Genomic DNA, 17,455 nt, shown 5'->3' with positions numbered 1-17,455 from the left:
ACGACCAGACTCCCCGCCAACAGCTGGAAAGACTGCGGCCACGGGTCTCATCATGCATTGATCTATCTCAAGATCTTACCGCACATAGTCGCTGTTTTTGGGATGCTATGCGGGCCAGCCGCTTCACTCAGCCTGCGTGATTGGGTGACAGGCCCATATCCCAAAAGCCGACCTCCAGCCGGGTTGCCGCACCGAAGGTTTTGCTCAGGGATTTCCAACGCCCGGACCGACAGATATCGCCACCGATTCGGGCCGAGGCAACTCTATCCAGTTGCGCAAGCGCTGCCGTCACGACCGACTGATATCCGTCGCCGGCATAGGTTTCAATCCAGTCCCGGTAGGGGTTGCCTGCAATGTCTGCGCCGCCCTGCGAGGCCAGCCTCAGTCCGATTTCGCCATAGCCCGCCACACAGGGCGCCAAGGCGGTCAGGAGGTCGAGCAGATCGCCTGAAAGCCCGGCATCGAGCACAAAACGTGTATAGGCCAGGTTCCCCGAAGCCTCTTCGGTTTGCGCCATCTCGGCTTCGGTCAGACCCCACTGGACACAATAGCGCAGATGCAGCTGCATCTCCTCGTTCAAGAGCGCATCCATGGTCGCGGCCGCCTGACGCATGTCTTCCAGACTGTCACTCTTGTAGACCGCAAGCGCGTAGGCTCGGCTGAAGTGAATGAGAAAGAGATAATCCTGAACGAGATAGTGGCGGAAACAGGCCTCCGGCAGTGTTCCATCCCCCAGGCCGCGCACAAAGGCATGATCGGTGTAAGCCCTCCAGTCGGCGAGATTCTCAGCTTTCAGTGCGGCGAAAACGCCCTGTTCCCAGGGTGGAGTCATGTCCGACATGGAGGGGATCAATCGAGCAACATGCTGGGCGAAGCGCCCGGCAGTGTCACTGTCAGACCGTCCAGAGCCTCGGTGATAATGAGCTGACAGCCCAGGCGGGAGGTTCGGGTCAGGCCGAACGCCAGATCCAGCATATCTTCTTCGTCTTCGCTGGCTTCGTTGAGTTTGTCATACCAATCGGGATCGATCACGACGTGGCAGGTTGCACATGCCAACGAACCTTCACACGCGCCTTCGATATCGACATTGTTGCGCTGTGCGATTTCCAACACCGAGAGTCCGAGCGGCGCGTCCACTTCTTTGTGGTTACCGTCTCTCTCGATGAACACCATCTTCGGCATTTAGCCAAACTCCTGTCTCGTATCTTCCGGCGTAAATACCGGATGCTGATTGAAGCGTATTTGCAGGAAATACGAGCGCACTCGCATCTCGACAACAAAAAACAACAAATTAACCTTGTTTCTCTTCCCTGATCCGCGAAACCGCCTTGGCCAGAAGAATAACGGCCTGATCGATCTCGACCTCCGTATTGAAGCGACCAACGCCCACACGCAGGCTTCCGCGGGCGAGGTCCGCGTCCAATCCAAGCGCCTGAAGAACGTAGGAGGGTTCCACCGATGCAGAAGTACAGGCCGATCCGGTCGAAAGGCAGAGCTCCGGAACCGCCCGCAGCAGAGTTGCAGCGTCCACGCCCTCAAATGAAAGATTGAGATTGCCGGACAGACGCTGCCCCGGATGGCCATTCAGGTGAATGCCGGGTATCGACGCCAGCAGACTGCTGTGCAACCGCTCGGTCAAGACCTCGACGCGCGCCCTTTCTTCTTCCATCTCAGCATGCGCGATACGGGCCGCCTCACCGAAACCCACACACAAGGGCGTCGGAAGCGTTCCGGACCGCAAGCCGCGCTCCTGACCACCACCGTCGATTTCAGCCTCCAGGCGCACGCGCGGACGGCGGCGGACAAAAAGAGCGCCAATACCCATTGGGCCGTAGACCTTGTGGGCCGAGATCGACAGCAGATCGATCTGCGTCTCGCGGACACTCAGAGGGATCTTACCCACCGCCTGAGCGGCATCGCAGTGGAAGTAGGCCCCTTTTTCATGGCAAATCGCTGCAATCTCATCGATGGGCTGTAAAACCCCGATCTCGTTGTTTGCCGCCATCACGGAGACCACGGAGGTCTCCTCATCAACAGCGTCCGCCAACGCAGCCAAGTCGATCAGTCCATCCGCCAGCACCGGCACGAAGGTGACCCGATGGCCCTCTCGCTCCAGCCTGCGCACACTTTCCAGAACACACTTGTGCTCGGTGACACAGGTGACGACATGAGGTTTCCGGTCCTTGTGAAAGCGCGCAGCGCCCTTGATCGCAAGATTGTTTGACTCCGTAGCACCCGACGTGAAGATGATCTCACGCGGCTCGGCTCCGATCAGTTCGGCGACCTGTGCCCGGGCTCGCTCTACGGCGTCTTCAGCATCCCAGCCGTAAGCGTGGTCCGCAGAATGTGGGTTACCGAACTTCTCGGTAAAATAGGGTAGCATCGCCTCGGTCACCCGGGGGTCCGTCGGGGTGGTGGCCTGATTGTCGAGATAAATCGACACCGGCACCCGGTTCTTTTCGGCTAAATCCAAGGATCCCTCAATCATCGGTTCCACGCGTTCCCGTGTTTCCATTTCGCTATCCGTATCAGCGTCTTGAGACATAGCCATTCCCTACGCAATCGAGCCCGTGGCAAGGTCCAAGGATGCCTCGCGACCCTCCTGACGGCGATACAACGCCGACCAGGCATCAACAAAAGCCTCGACGTCCCCGAGTGTGCTCGACCAGCCCAGACTGATGCGCAGCGCGCTTGCCGCCTCCGCGTCGCTCGCTCCCATCGCCCGGAGCACGTGGGACGGCTGGACTTTACCGGATGAGCAAGCCGATCCGGAACTGACCGCAACGCCCGCCAGATCCAGCGCCATAAGCTGGGTTTCCGCGGGAACGCCAGGCATCGAAATACAGCTGGTGTTCGGTAGCCGCTGCGCTGCACTGCCAAAGACTTTGCTCTCCCGTGAGAGCGAGGTGAGGCGTATCTCGATCTCATCCCGCCAGTCAGCCAGTCTTTGGGTGTCCGTCAAGTGGCTTACCGCAAAATCCGCCGCGACGCCAAAACCGGCGCAGCCGGCGACATTCTCGGTTCCTGCTCGCCTGCGCCGTTCCTGCCCGCCACCCAGCAACAACGGTTTTAACTCCAGCCCAGGGGTCAGAACCAGAGCGCCGATGCCCTGCGGGCCACCGATCTTATGGGCGGAGAGACTCAGCATATCAACGCCAAGCATCGCAATGTCCAAGGGAATTTTCCCCGCAGCCTGCACCGCATCGCAGTGGACCAAAGCCCCGTACCGCCGGGCGGTCGCCGCGATTTCCGGGATGTTTTGTATGACGCCGGTTTCGTTGTTCGCCAGCATGACTGAGACAAGGATCGAATTCGCCGCTGTCTCCGGCAAGCTTGAGAGAAGGCACTCGAATTGCGCCATGTCCAGGGTACCATCGGGATTCAAGGGAATGGTCTGGGCGGCGGGTTCTGCCTGCAGCACCGAATCATGCTCACCAGCGCTCACGAGAACATGCGGCCTGCCGCTGCCCTTGAGGGCCAGATTATTGGCCTCCGTACCGCCGGAGGTAAAGATCACGTCCTGGCTCCGCCCTCCGGTCAGCGCGGCAACGGATCGCCGCGCTTCTTCCACAAGCCGCCGCGCACCACGCCCGAATCCATGCACTGAAGAAGGGTTTCCAACGGTCTGTGACGCGCGCACGAAAGCCTCCACCACCTCGGGGCGGATCGGAGCCGTCGCGTTGAAGTCCATATAGTGCTTCTGCATCTTACTCTTCGCTCAGACCCTGTTTTGGCATGACCTCAAGCCGGATCGGATCACTCTGCGGCATGGGCCGGGTCATTCTCATCCAAATCGGAGGGCTGGCAAGCCGACGCTGGGATTCCGCCACTCCCGGCGGTGCCAAAGCAGGCGTCTGCAAAGAGACCGCTGCTCCCCAGCACCCGTCGCTCCACGACATCTGCGAGGCTGACCGAATTCAGATAGAGATAGATCTGATTACCCAGTTCTTCCCAGAGGTCGTGCGTCATGCACCGGCTGCTGTTGCCACGGCATCCGACCGGTTGCCCGGGCATGCAGCGCGTGGCACGAATTGGCTCGTCGACCGCCAGAATAATGTCGGAAATCCGCGTATCCGATGCGTTACGGGCGAGCAGATAACCGCCACCCGGGCCGCGCACCGACTGCACCAGCGCACCGCGCCGCAGCTTAGCGAACAGCTGCTCGAGGTAAGACAGTGAGATTTCCTGCCGCTCCGCGATTTCGGCGAGAGGAACGGCGCGGCGCCTGGGGGCCTGCCTTCCCTCCTTGTCATCGACCGCCTCATCGCAGTTCGCCGCAAGATCAACCATCGCCATCACGGCGTAGCGTCCTTTGGTGTTCAACTTCACAGCGCGCCCCTTTTTCGATGTTCAACCCGCGGCGTTTTCTCGTCTTGTTTCTCTTCCAGCGCCTTGAGCTGGGCGCGCAGCATCTCGATCTCTTTCACAAGGCCCTCAAGCGTCTTGGCGACAGGGTCGCCGATTTCACCCAGCGGCGTGCCGTAGGCGGCAAAGCACGCCTCGTCCTCCTCACCGCGACGATCCGGCGTTGCCTGAAGCGCACGCGCAGGGATGCCAACGACCGTCGCACGGGCAGCGACATCGCGGGTCACGACCGCATTCGCGCCCACCTTTGCGGCTCTCCCAATCGTCACAGGACCAAGAATCTGCGCTCCCGAACCGACGATAACACCAGACTCCAGGGTCGGGTGCCGCTTGGCGCCCCGCTGACTGTCGCTATCGACACTTGGGGCGACGCCGCCCAAGGTTACACCGTGATAAAGCGTCACATCGTCGCCGATCTCGCTGGTCTCCCCAATCACGACCCCCATGCCATGGTCGATGAAGAGGCACCGACCGATCCGCGCACCGGGATGTATTTCGATCCCTGTCAAAAAGCGGCCGAGATGCGAGACAACACGGCCCAGAAGGTACAAGCGCCGCCGCCAGAGCGCGTTGGACAGCCGGTAGACAAGAACGGCTTGGAAACCGGGATAGCAAAGCACCACTTCCAGCCAGGAACGCGCGGCCGGATCGCGAGCCATCGCGGAGTCTATCTCACGCCTTACACTCTTGAACATGGCTCTATCCCTCGTGCTATGATACACGCTTGTTTCCAGGCAATTGGCGCGAACCAGCCGTTTGTCTGTCAGCGGACAGCATAAGGACTTGTTCTGGCGATATAGTAAACCTGACTACAGGGGTCAAGTATATCGCATTTCGCTTCCTGGACAGATGAAACCTTGACCCAGCTCGCTGCTGGGTTATACCCGCGCAGCCCAGGTGTAAAAGAGATTATGATGAGGAAGATTGGCTAGATGCCAGACGTGATCATAAACGGCCCGGAAGGCCGACTAGAGGGACGCTATCACCACAATAAGTCCCCGAATGCCCCGATTGCCCTTATGCTGCAACCACACCCGCAACATGGCGGCACCATGAACAACAAGGTGGTTTACACCCTGTATCATGCCTTTGTGCGGCAGGGTTTCTCGGTTCTCCGCTTCAACTTTCGCGGGGTAGGCCGTTCTCAGGGTGTCTTTGATCGCGGCGAAGGGGAGCTCTCCGACGCTGCTTCCTCACTGGACTGGCTGCAGTCGGTCAATGAAAATGCCTCGGCCTGCTGGATTGCCGGATTTTCCTTCGGTGCCTGGATCGGCATGCAGCTTTTGATGCGCCGGCCGGAGATCAATGGCTTCATCTCCGTTGCACCGCCGGCAAACATGCACGACTTCACTTTCCTGGCTCCCTGCCCCTCGTCAGGCCTGATTCTGCAGGGCGACCAGGACGAAATCGTTCCCGAGCCCTCAGTCGCGAAGCTGGTTGACAAGCTCTCCAGCCAGCGGGGTATCGAGATTGATTACCGCGTTCTGGCCGGAGCCGGTCACTTCTTCGGCGAGCAGATGGACGAGTTGAACGGTCATCTCGACGACTATCTCAACAAGGCATTGAAGAGCGGGGATCAGGCGGCAGTCGCCCCCTGACATCTCTGGTTGTCTGCTCGGGGCGCGGGTCGGTCAGGCCGGCGTGAAAACGCCACCTGTTGTCGCCTGCGTGACGCCGGTTGTACCCGGGAGCGAGAGCGGCAGCCCGAGACGCGAGCGCACGGCCAGGTAAGCGAAAGCCTGCGCTTCGAGCGCATCGCCGTCCCAGCCGACGGCTTCGACCGGCTCTACCGGTACGGCCAGCTCCTTCGCGAGCATTGCCATCAAAGTAGGATTGTGGCGCCCGCCACCGGTCACAAGCCAGCGCCCGGGGGCCTCGGGAAGCTGAGGGACGACACGGGCGACAGCTGCTGCGGTAAAGGCCGTCAGAGTGGCAGCCCCATCCTCCAAGGACAAGCCGGCCACCGGAGCCGGATCGAAATCATCCCGGTCCAAAGACTTGGGCAATGCCTGACCGAAGTAATCGTGCTCGAGCATCACCTTCAAGACCCCCGCATCGACCTCGCCCGCCTCTGCGAGCACGCCACCTTCGTCCATCGCGCGTCCCGTATGGCGCTCGACCCAGTCGTTAAGCAGGGCATTTCCAGGGCCCGTATCGCAGGCCAACAAATGATCTTCTGACGGGTTGGAGGTCTCGCTTGATCCGGGGATCCAGGTCACGTTGGCAACACCGCCGATATTGAGCACGGCCAGGGGTTTCTCCAGATCGCGGGCCAGCGCCGCGTGAAACAGCGGCGCGAAAGGGGCACCTTGTCCGCCCAGCGAGACATCTCGGCTGCGGAAGTCAGCCACCACATCAAACCCGGTCTCCCGCGCCAAAAGAGCGGCATCACCGATCTGCCAGGTCCGCCCCTGGTCCGGCGCATGAAAGATGGTATGGCCGTGAAAACCCACAAGAACGATCTCGCTGCGCGGGATACCGGCCTGCGCGACAAGCTGCGTCACCGCCTCGGCATGGCGCAGGGTCAGCGACCGCTCCACAGTTTCTATGGGTCCTTTGCCCCCAAGAGCCGCCCGCAAGTCCTCGCGAAAGTCATCATCGTAGGCCAGTGTCAGCCGGGGCCCGAATGCCAGAATCCTCTGCCCATCGCTTTTCAGCAGCGCGGCGTCGATACCGTCGAGCGAGGTGCCGCTCATTAAACCGATGGTCCAGAACTTGGCGAAGTCTTGCATAAATCCCCTTGCGCAACAGGTCCGATTGAGGTCTTGCCGCGATTGTGTTAAATCGGCCCGCCCAGGGCAAGGCGAGGCTTCAGGTGCGAAGCGGCTGGACGTGACCCAATGAGACGTAACTTAGAGAGACGTGATCAGTCAGTTATGACCCAGTCAGGTTTCAGAAGCCTTACTGCCTGCGCCCGTGAACCTGAAATTTAGTGTAGCGAACCATGACTTCCTCGAATGCGAACCTGAAATCGGACTTTTTGCGTGAAATGAGCCGTCGCGGCTTCATTCATCAGTGCACGGATATGGCGGAACTTGACGCCCTGACCGCGCAAGGCCCGATTGCTGCCTATATCGGTTTCGACCTGACGGCGGACTCTTTGCATGTCGGAAGTCTGGTTCAGATCATGATGCTGCGCGCGCTCCAAAAAGCCGGGCATAAGCCGATCGTCCTCATGGGCGGCGGGACGTCAAAGGTCGGCGACCCCTCCGGCAAAGATGATGCCCGGCGCTTGCTGACCAGTGAAGACATCGCCAAGAACGTCGCGGGGATCCAGCAGATTTTCTCGCAGTTCCTGACTTTCGGCGAGGGACCCAGCGACGCGATGATGGTGAACAACGCCGATTGGCTCGAGGAACTGAACTACATCGACTTCCTGCGCGATTTTGGCCGACACTTCTCGGTCAACCGCATGCTCGGTTTCGATTCCGTCAAACTGCGGCTGGACCGCGAGCAACCGCTTTCCTTTCTGGAATTCAACTACATGGTCCTGCAGGCCTATGATTTTCTCGAGCTGAACAAGCGCCACAAATGCATGCTGCAAATGGGCGGCTCGGATCAATGGGGCAACATCGTGAATGGCGTCGATCTCACGCGCCGGATCAATCAGACCACGGTCTTCGGCTTGACCACACCCCTGCTGACCACGTCATCCGGTGCCAAGATGGGCAAGACGGCCGATGGCGCGATTTGGCTTAACGAAGAACGTTTATCGGCCTACGACTACTGGCAGTTCTGGCGCAATACCGAAGATGCGGACGTTGGCCGCTTCCTGCGGCTCTTCACCGAACTGCCCGAAGACGAGATCCTCAAATTGGAAAGGCTGGACGGTTCGGAGATCAACGAGGCCAAGAAAGTGCTCGCGGCGGAGGCAACAGCGCTTTGCCGTGGACGCGAGCAGGCCGAAAAAGCCATGGAGACCGCCCGCAAGACCTTTGAGGAAGGCGCCCTCGCTCAGGATCTGCCGACCATCGAAGTTGCGCGCGGCAGCCTCGAGAGCGGTATCCTCGCCTACGAACTCTTGCGCCAGGCCGGGCTGGCCGGCAGCAACGGCGAGGCGCGCCGGCTGATAAAGGGTGGAGGCGGCCGGATCAACGATGTCGCCATTCCGAACGACCAATGCGCCGTCGGCCTTGACGACCTGAACAGCGACGGCGTCGTCAAGCTGTCCGCAGGCAAGAAACGCCACGTGCTGGTTAAGGCTGTTTAAGCGCTTACGGCTGTTCGCGCTCGTCAGGCAGGTCCACGGGCTCTCCGCCGCCGCTGAAGAGGCGGCGGAGAAAACCGGGAGCCAGAGCAGATAAGGGATTGACCGAAATATCGGGCTCTTCGAAAGTCCCGCCGATACTGTAGTTGACTCCCAGCACGCCGCCGCCGTCACCACCGGTCAGGATTGTTCCGAGCACCGGTATCTGACCAAGCACCCGATTGACGGTGTATGCAGGAATGACCGCTCCCTCCACGTCCATATTCTGACTGTCGAAGTTGAGTGCCCCCTTGGCTGTAAGCCCGATTGCAGGACCATAAGCGCGCATCGACTCGGAGCTGGCAATGCCGTTATTGAGCACAAAATCACCGATCAGACGCTGGAATTCGATCCCCTCACCCGAGAGCGTGTCCAGTGCGCCCGTCAGGGATCCGAAGGTCAGTATCCGTGCCAAAATCGATGCGTTCACCAATCGGTAGTCACGGGCCTGCAAGCTGGCCCTGATCGGAAAGGCCGGTGAGGGGCCATCACTCTCGCCGCGAACCTCCAACACGCCGCCTTCGACTGTGTCGAGAACATTCAGGACCCGAAGCGCAGCGCCCAGGTCGTTTGTCCTGGCGCGCAGGCTGTGTTTCGTGCCGATCAAAGGGCGAAAGTCGACACTGACCAGTTTCTTCTCAGGCAGCGCGGGAACGGCAGGTTCCTCGGTCTCTGCGTCATCTTCCGCTGTGCCGAGGACCGGTGGGGTCCAGAATTGCTCCGGTATCTCGCCATCCAGCGCGATTCGATCCCAACCCGTCGTCAATTGCTGAAGCGAAAAAGTAACGGACTCCAGATACTGCTCCTCCCCGAACAGTAACGCATCCAGCGTGCGTGCGGTCGTAATCGAGAAGGCATCTCGCGGCTCCTCGGGTTTGGGCGCAGATACATCCGCAGATGCATTGGCTGGCTCGGCCTGATCGGGAGACGAGGGATCACGCGCCAGATAGGGTTGTGCATCAACCGTCCCGCCCCCGATTGAGACCGCGACTTCTTCGGGTAAGCGCCGCATGTGCACCGCTGACACAGCCGTGCGTCCAAAACGCAAACTGTCGGCAAAAATCTCGGAGATGTCCCGCCCGGCCTCATCCATGGTGATATGGCCGGATGCCGTCAGATCGCCCGCCGTCAGCTCTATATCCTTGATCCGCGTGGCCCGGTCGTCGACCAACTCGATCACCGCCCGAATTTCGCCCGCAACCCCTGGATCCTTTGTCCACAACAGGGGGGCGGCTTCGAGCTTCGCGGTCGCCAGGTTAGCGATCAGTTGAACTTCATCAGGCAGCTCCCGGCGTGCGGTGTAGACAATGGAAGCAGAGACAGGGCCGTCCAGATAGGGCAGGAAGTCGAAACCCATGCGCTCGCGGCCGGCATTGTCGATCGAAGGCACCAAGGCCCTAATCACGCTGCCGGTCGGCAGGCTGGAGTCAAAAGGCTCAAACCAGTCCACCGTGCCTGGAACGCCCCCAAGTTCGACCGGTCCTTTCAGGTTCATCTGCGTATTGGTGACCGCAACTTCGAGCTGGCCCTTTGTCGCGTCCTGACCGAACAGCACCTGCTTGACCGACGCATCCTGCACCGCCGCATTCGCCGAGAGATCGACATCGTCAAAGCTGAGAGCTGCGATCAGCGGAAAATCGAAACTCAAGTCTGTATTGGCGGTGCCGCCAGTATCCTCGGGCCGGATCCCAAGACCGTCAATCAGCTTGAGGCGCTCGTGATTCAGCAGGAGAAGAGCATCGCGAACCGGGCCTTCGACGCGGCTGCGGATCGACATGGACTCCGGACCGTCGCGATCAAAACCGCCAATCCTGATATCCGAAGGCTGAACGATCAGATCGCCAAGCCGTCCGCCGGCAGGCTGGAAGTGCATTCCGGCAGCGTCGAATGTCGCCGTGCCATAAACCCCTGTGATCGGCGGCATGGGCCGCAGAAAGTGAATATCCAGCCCGCTGTACTTCAGCGTGCCTTTCACATCGTGGATTTCCACAGCCTCAAGGTCGTCTTCGGGCACCGATGCAGACACCTCAACCCGCGCGGACTCCGCGACACCTCGGTGCACGTTCTCCAACACCCATTCGCGCCCGTTGGGACTGGCAATTGGCGGCCAATATCTGCCCAGCTCGTCGGCTTTTACGTTTGCTGTCTCAACACTGCCTGAAGCATGAAAGATCCGGTCACGGACCTGAAGCTTTCCCTCGAACTTGATCTCGGGTCCGGCTTCTTCCTCCGAGCCGAGGCGCAGACTGCCACCGTCTACGAAGAGTTCCTGCGTCGGGCCGTCGAACCGGCCTTTGACCTCCATTCCCCGCACGGGGAGGACTTCGGGCAAAATACCTGCTACCGCCAGATCACCGGCGCCCAGAGTGAGCGTAAACCGCAGAAAATCGACCCGGCCGCCGAGGCTCATCGACGCTGAAACATTGCCGCCAAGGGACGCAGAGAAACCGCTGAGCGGCTTGAGTTCCGAGGCTGCAGGCACGAGGGAGGCCGGCGGCAGATTCTCCAGGGTCGCCGCCAGATCCAGTATTTCGGTCGAGCGGTCGTATAGAAAGGCGCCATCCAAAGTGGCGCGTTCCCCCCCGACGTCGAGCGCCAAATCAACCTCGCCCGCGAGACCCGCCGCGTCGCGCCGCAAGGAAACGCTGGCGTCCGGCGCGTACCAGAGAACATCCGCACGCCGGTCGTCGAGGAGAATAGTCCCGCCAACGATCCGCACTTCACGCAGGAAAGCGAGAGGAAGGCTTGGATCAGGTTGAGACAAAAGCTCATCCAGCACGCTTTTCAGCGCCGCCGAACTTCCTGCGACTTCATCACGCCCCTTTGGAGGTGCAACCGTAACAGGGCCCTCGGTCTGCTGGGCAATGACTTCGCCACCCAGCAGAAACCCGCCATCGGCATCGCGTACCAGGTTGATCGCGGCGCCTTTGATCTCGATAACGGTCGGGGCGAAGGTCCCCTGCACCAGGGCGCGCAGACTGAGCTCCACGCCGACGCTTGGAAAACTGGCAATGACCTCGCCGTCAGCGCCCCTGGCAACCGCGTTCAGAACCCGGACTTCGACAGCGCGCTGGTCGGCATTCCAAGCGACATAGGTTTCGGCGACCTCGACGGTGGTATCCTCAACAACCTCGCTAAGCGCCTCTTCGGCGTAGGGCACCAGGAAATTGATCGCAACCGGTCCATCGGTCAGCCGCCAGAAGACGATGCCGGCAAGCAAGGCAATACCGGCGATCAAACCGATACAGCATTCAGCGGCATAGATCCAAAATCTGCGCATTTCTCCGGAAACTTCCCTTATGACCCCTGTCGCAAGCTTGACCCGCCGCGCAGGGTCTCGCAGTCTTCCGGAAAGCCGGAATTGAGAGACGATGCTGTACCTGGATCAAATATCAAAAAACAAACTGCCTAAAGTGCGTAACGCCGAGCGGGTGGCGCTGGGTCAAAAACTCTGGGCCGAAGAAATCGGCTGCTTGGAAGATCCGGATCTCAAGCACTTCGCAGAAACGCTTCCATCCTCGGAGTCCGGACAAGCTCTCCTGGACGCGGTGTTCTCGAACAGCCCCTTCCTGACGCACGCCCTGACCTCAGATATTGGAACACTCTATTCCGTTTTAAAGTTTGGCCCCACAAAGGTTCTAGGCGAGCTTCTGGAAGGCCTCAAGCAGGATCTTCCCGTGTCAGGGCCGATCACGAACGTTTCAGAGACCCTGAGGCTCGCCAAACGGCGCATTGCAATCTTGACCGCCATCGCGGACCTTGCAGAACTCTGGAGCGATACCGAGGTCGTTGAAGCCTTATCAGACTTCGCCGACGCGGCACTCTCCGCCGCGGTCCGGTACCTGCTGCACGCGGCTCATGATCGTGGTGAGCTCGTACTGCCGCACCCTGACGCCCCCGAGAAAGACTGTGGCTACGTGATCCTGGCCATGGGAAAACTTGGCGCGGGCGAGCTCAATTATTCATCGGATATCGACCTGATAGTACTGTTCGACCGTGAGAAGGTTGACTACCACCACCATCGGGGCCCGCAGGAAGGCTATGTCCGCCTGACCCGGGATCTGGTCCGGCTTCTCCAGGACCGGACGAAAGATGGCTACGTCTTCCGCACCGACCTGCGCTTGCGGCCCGACCCCAGCGCCACGCCCCTCGCCATCTCAACCCAGGCTGCAATGGTTTATTACGAAAGCCTGGGGAAAAACTGGGAGCGCGCGGCCATGATCAAGGCGCGGCCCTGTGCCGGTGATCTGGCGCTGGGGGAGTCCTTCCTGCGCGAACTGCACCCCTTCATCTGGCGCAAACATCTGGATTTCGCAGCAATCCAGGAAATCCACTCCATTAAACGGCAGATCAACGCCCACAAAGGCAGCGACGCCATTGCTGTGCTCGGCCACAATGTCAAACTCGGCCGCGGCGGTATCCGGGAAATCGAGTTCTTTGCCCAGACCCAGCAGATGATCTGGGGCGGCCGCGATATCCGTCTCCGGAATGCGAAAACCGTCAAGACACTCCGGGATCTCGTCGAAACCGGTCATCTGGAGCAAGCCGCCGCCGATCAATTGACGAACGCCTATTGGTTTTTGCGGCGGGTCGAGCACCGGCTGCAAATGGTCGACGACCAGCAGACCCAAAGCCTGCCGGATAGTGATGAGGGCTTGGCCGAAATCGGCGCTTTCATGGGCTACGATGACAGTAAAGCCTTTGGAGAGGCGCTTCTGGAAAAACTCCGATGTGTCGAGAACCGCTATGCGGAGCTGTTCGAAGACGACACTGCGCCGGAGTCGGACATCAGTTTTATCGCGACCGACAGTGATCCCAGTGAGCAAGACCTCAAGATCCTGGAAGGCTACGGTTTTAGCGATGGCACGAAAGTCGTGCACCTCATTCACTCATGGCAGAGCGGGCGCTACCGGGCGACACGTTCGACACGGGCACAGCGGATCCTCGGTGAAATTTTACCGTCGCTGCTCAAGGCCCTGGGCGAGACGGCGCAGCCAGATTTCGCGCTGGCCAAATTCGACAGTTTTCTCGCGGGCCTGCCCGCCGGCGTCCAGCTCTTTTCGATGCTGCATGCCAATCCGACACTTCTGGATCTGATTGCCGAAATCATGGGCGGGGCTCCGGTTCTGGCAGATCAGCTCAGCCGGAACAGCGGCCTGCTCGACTGCGTTCTGACACCCGGCTTCTTTGATCCCGTCCTTGGTCGGGAGGAGCTCGAGGCAGATCTCACGTCTGTCTTGAACCAGGCCCGTGACTTTCAGGACGTTCTCGACTTCTCACGGCGATGGGCTAACGATCAGCGCTTTCAGATCGGTGTACATATCCTGCGCCACACGGGGGATGCGCAGGAGACCGGCGAGTCTTTGAGCAATGTCGCCGACGCCGTCCTGCGCAGGCTTTACCCGCGGGTATTGGAGGAGTTTTCGCTACGCCATGGCAGGTTGAACGGTCCCGACATGGTGGTGATTGCCATGGGCCGCCTGGGCGCCCGCGAAATGACCGTCTCTTCCGATCTGGACCTTTTATGCCTTTACGACCCGCCGCCCGATGGCAAGGACTCAGATGGTGACCGACCTCTGGACCCAGGCGTTTACCACGTACGTTTTACCCAGCGTTTGATCAATGCCCTGACCGCCCCGACCGGCGAGGGACGGCTATACGAGGTAGACATGCGTCTCAGGCCCTCGGGCACCGCCGGTCCTGTTGCAACCACTCTGGCCGGCTTCGTGAAGTATCAGGAAAGCAGTGCCTGGACCTGGGAGCAGATGGCCCTCACCCGTGCTCGGGTCATTGCGGGCGATCCGGACCTTGGCGCGAGATTTGAGACCGCAAAGCGACTGATTCTCTGCCAACGGCGCGATCCGGAAAAACTCCTGCGGGACGTCGCCGAGATGCGCGCACGCATCGACCGCGAGCGGCCCGCCAAAACCCTCTGGGACACAAAACATCGCCGGGGCGGCCTGGTCGACGTGGAGTTTTTGGCCCAATATCTCCAACTCAAACACGCCGCTGAATCCCCCGACATCCTCTCACCTTCGAGCTGCGAGAGCTTTGCGGAATGCCAAAAAGCCGGAATTATCGGAGAGAAGGAGGCCGGTCGCTTGATCGCGACGCACAAATTGTTGCGTGAAATTCAGGGCCTGCTGCGTCTCACGACCGGCGAAGCCTTCGACGATTCGACGGCGTCCGACGACCTCAAGATCGCACTGTGCCGGGCGACGGGCCTTGAGAGCTTTGCTCAAGTCAAAGACGCCCTGATCACACAGACCGATGCGTGCTACGAGATCTATCAGGAATACATCGAGCGGCCCCATGCGTCTTTAGCGCCAGAATAGTTAGCGCCAGAATAGCCTGACCAGTCAGGCACATTCGATCCTGCCGGTAACAAACAGGCATGTTTTAACGATCCGGCCTATTGACCGGATCAGGGTTGCGAACAACCTTTGTAACCTGTCATACAACCAGAAAAATACGGGAGAACGATTAAATGGTCGAAGTCGGGCAAAAGGCACCAGACTTTAAAATGGCTACGGATGGCGCGGGTGACGTCAGCCTTAAAGCCCTCAAGGGCAAGAAAGTTGTTCTTTACTTTTACCCGAAGGACGATACACCGGGCTGCACCAAGGAAGCCTGCGGATTTCGCGATTCCCTGCCGGACTTCTCCAAGGTCGATGCCGAGATCGTCGGCGTTTCGAAGGACACGGTCGCCAAGCACGACAAATTCAAAGCCAAGCACGAACTCAACTTCATCCTGGGATCCGATGAAGACGGCAGCGTTTGCGAGGCCTATGGCACATGGGTCGAGAAATCCATGTACGGCAAAAAGTATATGGGGATCGAACGCGCCACCTTCCTGATTGATGAAAAGGGCTTGGTGCAGAATGTCTGGCGCAAGGTGAAGGTCAAGGGGCACGTGGACGAGGTTCTCGCCGCAGCCCAGGCCCTTTAGTTCAGCAGCAGATTACAATGGAACAGGACAGCCTGAGCGCGGCCGCGGTTGTTATCCTCACGACCGCAGATCCGGCTGAAAAAGTCAGGCTGTCCCGAACCATCGCGGCCCGCTGGCGGTCGGGGGAACTTCGCGCGATCGGAAACACGGTTCCTCCCACGCGGCCCCAACGGCCAGACCATCCGCTGCTGATGGCGCCCCGCGATGTGCCAAAGCGGAAGATCAATCAGGGCAGCAAGGGGCGGATCGCGCTCCTGCATGCCCTGGCGCATATCGAACTCAATGCAATTGATCTGGCCTGGGATATCATCGCGCGCTTTACCGGCGACGATCTTCCCAAGGCCTTCTATGACGGCTGGGTTCAGGTCGGCGACGAAGAAGCCAAGCACTTCGATCTCCTGGCCGGGCGTTTGTCTGAGCTGGGCGCAAGCTATGGCGACCTGCCCGCCCATGACGGGCTCTGGCGGGCTGCCGAAGAAACCGCACACGACCTTTTGGCCCGCCTTGCCATTGTGCCGATGGTTCTGGAAGCCCGCGGCCTGGACGTGACACCGGCGATGATCGCGAAGCTGGACGCGGTCGGCGACCGCGACAGCGCGGCGATCCTGCAGATTATCTTCGATGAGGAAGTCGGCCATGTCGCCTGCGGCAAGCAGTGGTTCGACTTCCTTTGCGCGCGGCAAGAACGTTCGCCCCAGGAAACCTGGCGGGATCTGGTCAGACGTCATTTCCACGGTGCCCTGAAGCCGCCCTTTAACGAACCTGCCCGCAGTGCGGCAGGGCTTCCGGCGGATTTTTACAGCGCACTCTGATGTCAGCTATGCGGTTTTGGCATCGGGGGTAGGATTTGCCGCTCGCAAGTCCTTCCGATATATCAAATCCATGTCCGACAGCCTGCGCCTTAAGCCCCCTGAAGCTCCAACTGAGCCGGAAAAGCATTTCTTTGGGCTGACCGAGCGGCAACTCGCTTTCCTTCTGCTGGCCCTGGCGCCGGCCTTTTTTTGCAGCAACATGCTCGTCGCCCGCGCGACGCACGATCTGATCCCGCCCGTGGCCCTGGCCTTCTGGCGATGGGCGGTGACTTTCCTTCTCTTGTCACCCATTACACTCGCAGTCCTATGGCGCCATCGCGATGCGCTGCGGCGTGACTGGCTGGACCTTCTGGTCCTTGGCGCCCTTGGCATGGGGGTTTGCGGGGCTTTTGTTTACATCGGCGCCGACAGCACAACGGCGACCAATATTGGTCTGATCTATGCGGCCTCCCCGATCCTGATCGTGGTCTTTGCACGCCTCTTTTACGGCGAGTCGCTCTCCATGCGTCAGGGTCTGGGCGTTGCCATCTGTCTGCTGGGTGTGCTCGCGATCATCTGCAAGGGTGACCCGCGCATCCTGCTCGAACTCCTGTTTGTGGTGGGAGATCTCTGGATCACAGCAGCTGCGATCGCCTGGGCCGTCTATTCGCTCCTGTTGCGGCACCGCAACAGCGAATTGCCGATGATTGCCCGCTTCGCCGCAATCACGGCCGGTGGCCTCATCATCCTGCTGCCCTTTTACATCGGCGAGATGGCAGCGGGCGACCTCGTCACCTGGAACGGTACAACCATCGTCACGATCCTGTTTCTGGCGCTGGTGCCGTCCTGCGGCGCCTACCTCTCCTACGCCAAGATCCAACGCACGCTCGGCGCAGGTCCGACCTCACTGCTGATGTACCTCGTTCCGCTTTACAACGGCGTGCTTGCCTTTCTGCTGCTCGGCGAAACCCTCGAGATTTATCACCTGGTCGGCGCAGCCATGGTCTTACCCGGCATTTATCTCGCGACGCGAAAAGCGTAGCCTCTCTCTTCTCCATCGACCGAGCAGGCCCTGAGCGGCAGCCCTACGGAATGCTGCTCGGG

The 17,455-nt window shown here is 60.1% G+C and carries 14 protein-coding genes; 6 read left to right on the top strand and 8 right to left on the bottom strand.

What is annotated here, in order from left to right; all coding sequences use genetic code 11:
- Nucleotides 1–127 precede the first annotated feature (127 nt).
- The 6 genes from tenA to epsC all read right to left on the bottom strand — a co-directional run bounded on the left by tenA (nucleotide 128) and on the right by epsC (nucleotide 5,099).
- On the bottom strand, nucleotides 128–841 hold the full coding sequence (gene tenA, locus FKG95_RS23870; protein WP_142898956.1) for a thiaminase II: 714 nt from the start codon (nucleotides 839–841) through the stop codon (nucleotides 128–130).
- An 8-nt stretch (nucleotides 842–849) separates the two neighbouring features.
- Nucleotides 850–1,182 carry a ferredoxin family 2Fe-2S iron-sulfur cluster binding protein gene (locus tag FKG95_RS23865; protein ID WP_142898955.1) on the bottom strand — a complete coding sequence of 111 codons (333 nt, stop codon included), beginning with the start codon at nucleotides 1,180–1,182 and terminating at the stop codon, nucleotides 850–852.
- 109 nt (nucleotides 1,183–1,291) lie between these two features.
- A complete protein-coding gene (locus tag FKG95_RS23860; RefSeq protein ID WP_425456774.1) occupies nucleotides 1,292–2,545 on the bottom strand; it encodes an IscS subfamily cysteine desulfurase in 1,254 nt (417 codons plus the stop codon).
- Between the two features lie 9 nt (nucleotides 2,546–2,554).
- Nucleotides 2,555–3,706 (bottom strand): cysteine desulfurase family protein, encoded by a 1,152-nt coding sequence (locus FKG95_RS23855; protein WP_142898954.1) that lies wholly within the window; start codon nucleotides 3,704–3,706, stop codon nucleotides 2,555–2,557.
- 50 nt (nucleotides 3,707–3,756) lie between these two features.
- The gene (locus FKG95_RS23850; protein ID WP_142898953.1) at nucleotides 3,757–4,329 is read right to left on the bottom strand and encodes an Rrf2 family transcriptional regulator; all 573 of its coding nucleotides are present in this window, start codon (nucleotides 4,327–4,329) and stop codon (nucleotides 3,757–3,759) included.
- Nucleotides 4,326–5,099, bottom strand: coding sequence for a serine O-acetyltransferase EpsC (gene epsC, locus FKG95_RS23845; RefSeq protein WP_425456778.1), 774 nt, complete (start codon nucleotides 5,097–5,099; stop codon nucleotides 4,326–4,328). The genes FKG95_RS23850 and epsC overlap by 4 nt, the downstream gene beginning before the upstream one ends.
- A gap of 198 nt (nucleotides 5,100–5,297) precedes the next feature.
- Between epsC and FKG95_RS23840 the strand changes: the two genes are divergently transcribed.
- Nucleotides 5,298–5,963, top strand: coding sequence for an alpha/beta hydrolase (locus FKG95_RS23840; protein ID WP_142898951.1), 666 nt, complete (start codon nucleotides 5,298–5,300; stop codon nucleotides 5,961–5,963).
- Nucleotides 5,964–5,996: 33 nt separating this feature from the next.
- Here the strand turns inward: FKG95_RS23840 and FKG95_RS23835 are convergent, their stop codons facing one another.
- A complete protein-coding gene (locus FKG95_RS23835) occupies nucleotides 5,997–7,097 on the bottom strand; it encodes an anhydro-N-acetylmuramic acid kinase (protein WP_142898950.1) in 1,101 nt (366 codons plus the stop codon).
- Nucleotides 7,098–7,309: 212 nt separating this feature from the next.
- On the opposite strand from FKG95_RS23835, the gene tyrS reads away from it, so the two are divergent.
- The gene (tyrS, locus tag FKG95_RS23830) at nucleotides 7,310–8,575 is read left to right on the top strand and encodes a tyrosine--tRNA ligase (RefSeq protein ID WP_142898949.1); all 1,266 of its coding nucleotides are present in this window, start codon (nucleotides 7,310–7,312) and stop codon (nucleotides 8,573–8,575) included.
- A gap of 4 nt (nucleotides 8,576–8,579) precedes the next feature.
- Here tyrS and FKG95_RS23825 read toward each other — a convergent pair whose 3' ends face one another.
- Nucleotides 8,580–11,891 (bottom strand): YhdP family protein, encoded by a 3,312-nt coding sequence (locus FKG95_RS23825; RefSeq protein WP_142898948.1) that lies wholly within the window; start codon nucleotides 11,889–11,891, stop codon nucleotides 8,580–8,582.
- Nucleotides 11,892–12,024: 133 nt separating this feature from the next.
- On the opposite strand from FKG95_RS23825, the gene FKG95_RS23820 reads away from it, so the two are divergent.
- The 4 genes from FKG95_RS23820 (at nucleotide 12,025) to FKG95_RS23805 (ending at nucleotide 17,393) form a co-directional block, all read left to right on the top strand.
- Entirely contained in the window at nucleotides 12,025–14,946 is a 2,922-nt protein-coding gene (locus FKG95_RS23820) for a bifunctional [glutamine synthetase] adenylyltransferase/[glutamine synthetase]-adenylyl-L-tyrosine phosphorylase (protein ID WP_246116884.1), read from the top strand.
- Nucleotides 14,947–15,098: 152 nt separating this feature from the next.
- A complete protein-coding gene (gene bcp / locus FKG95_RS23815; protein ID WP_142898946.1) occupies nucleotides 15,099–15,560 on the top strand; it encodes a thioredoxin-dependent thiol peroxidase in 462 nt (153 codons plus the stop codon).
- A 17-nt stretch (nucleotides 15,561–15,577) separates the two neighbouring features.
- Entirely contained in the window at nucleotides 15,578–16,372 is a 795-nt protein-coding gene (locus tag FKG95_RS23810) for a ferritin-like domain-containing protein (RefSeq protein ID WP_142898945.1), read from the top strand.
- Nucleotides 16,373–16,442: 70 nt separating this feature from the next.
- On the top strand, nucleotides 16,443–17,393 hold the full coding sequence (locus FKG95_RS23805; RefSeq protein ID WP_179954248.1) for a DMT family transporter: 951 nt from the start codon (nucleotides 16,443–16,445) through the stop codon (nucleotides 17,391–17,393).
- Nucleotides 17,394–17,455: the final 62 nt, after the last annotated feature.

Origin of the sequence: Denitrobaculum tricleocarpae (assembly GCF_007004665.1) — a bacterium.
GTDB classification, from domain to species: Bacteria; Pseudomonadota; Alphaproteobacteria; order Kiloniellales; family Kiloniellaceae; genus Denitrobaculum; species Denitrobaculum tricleocarpae.
This window is presented reverse-complemented; position numbering and strand designations above follow the sequence as displayed.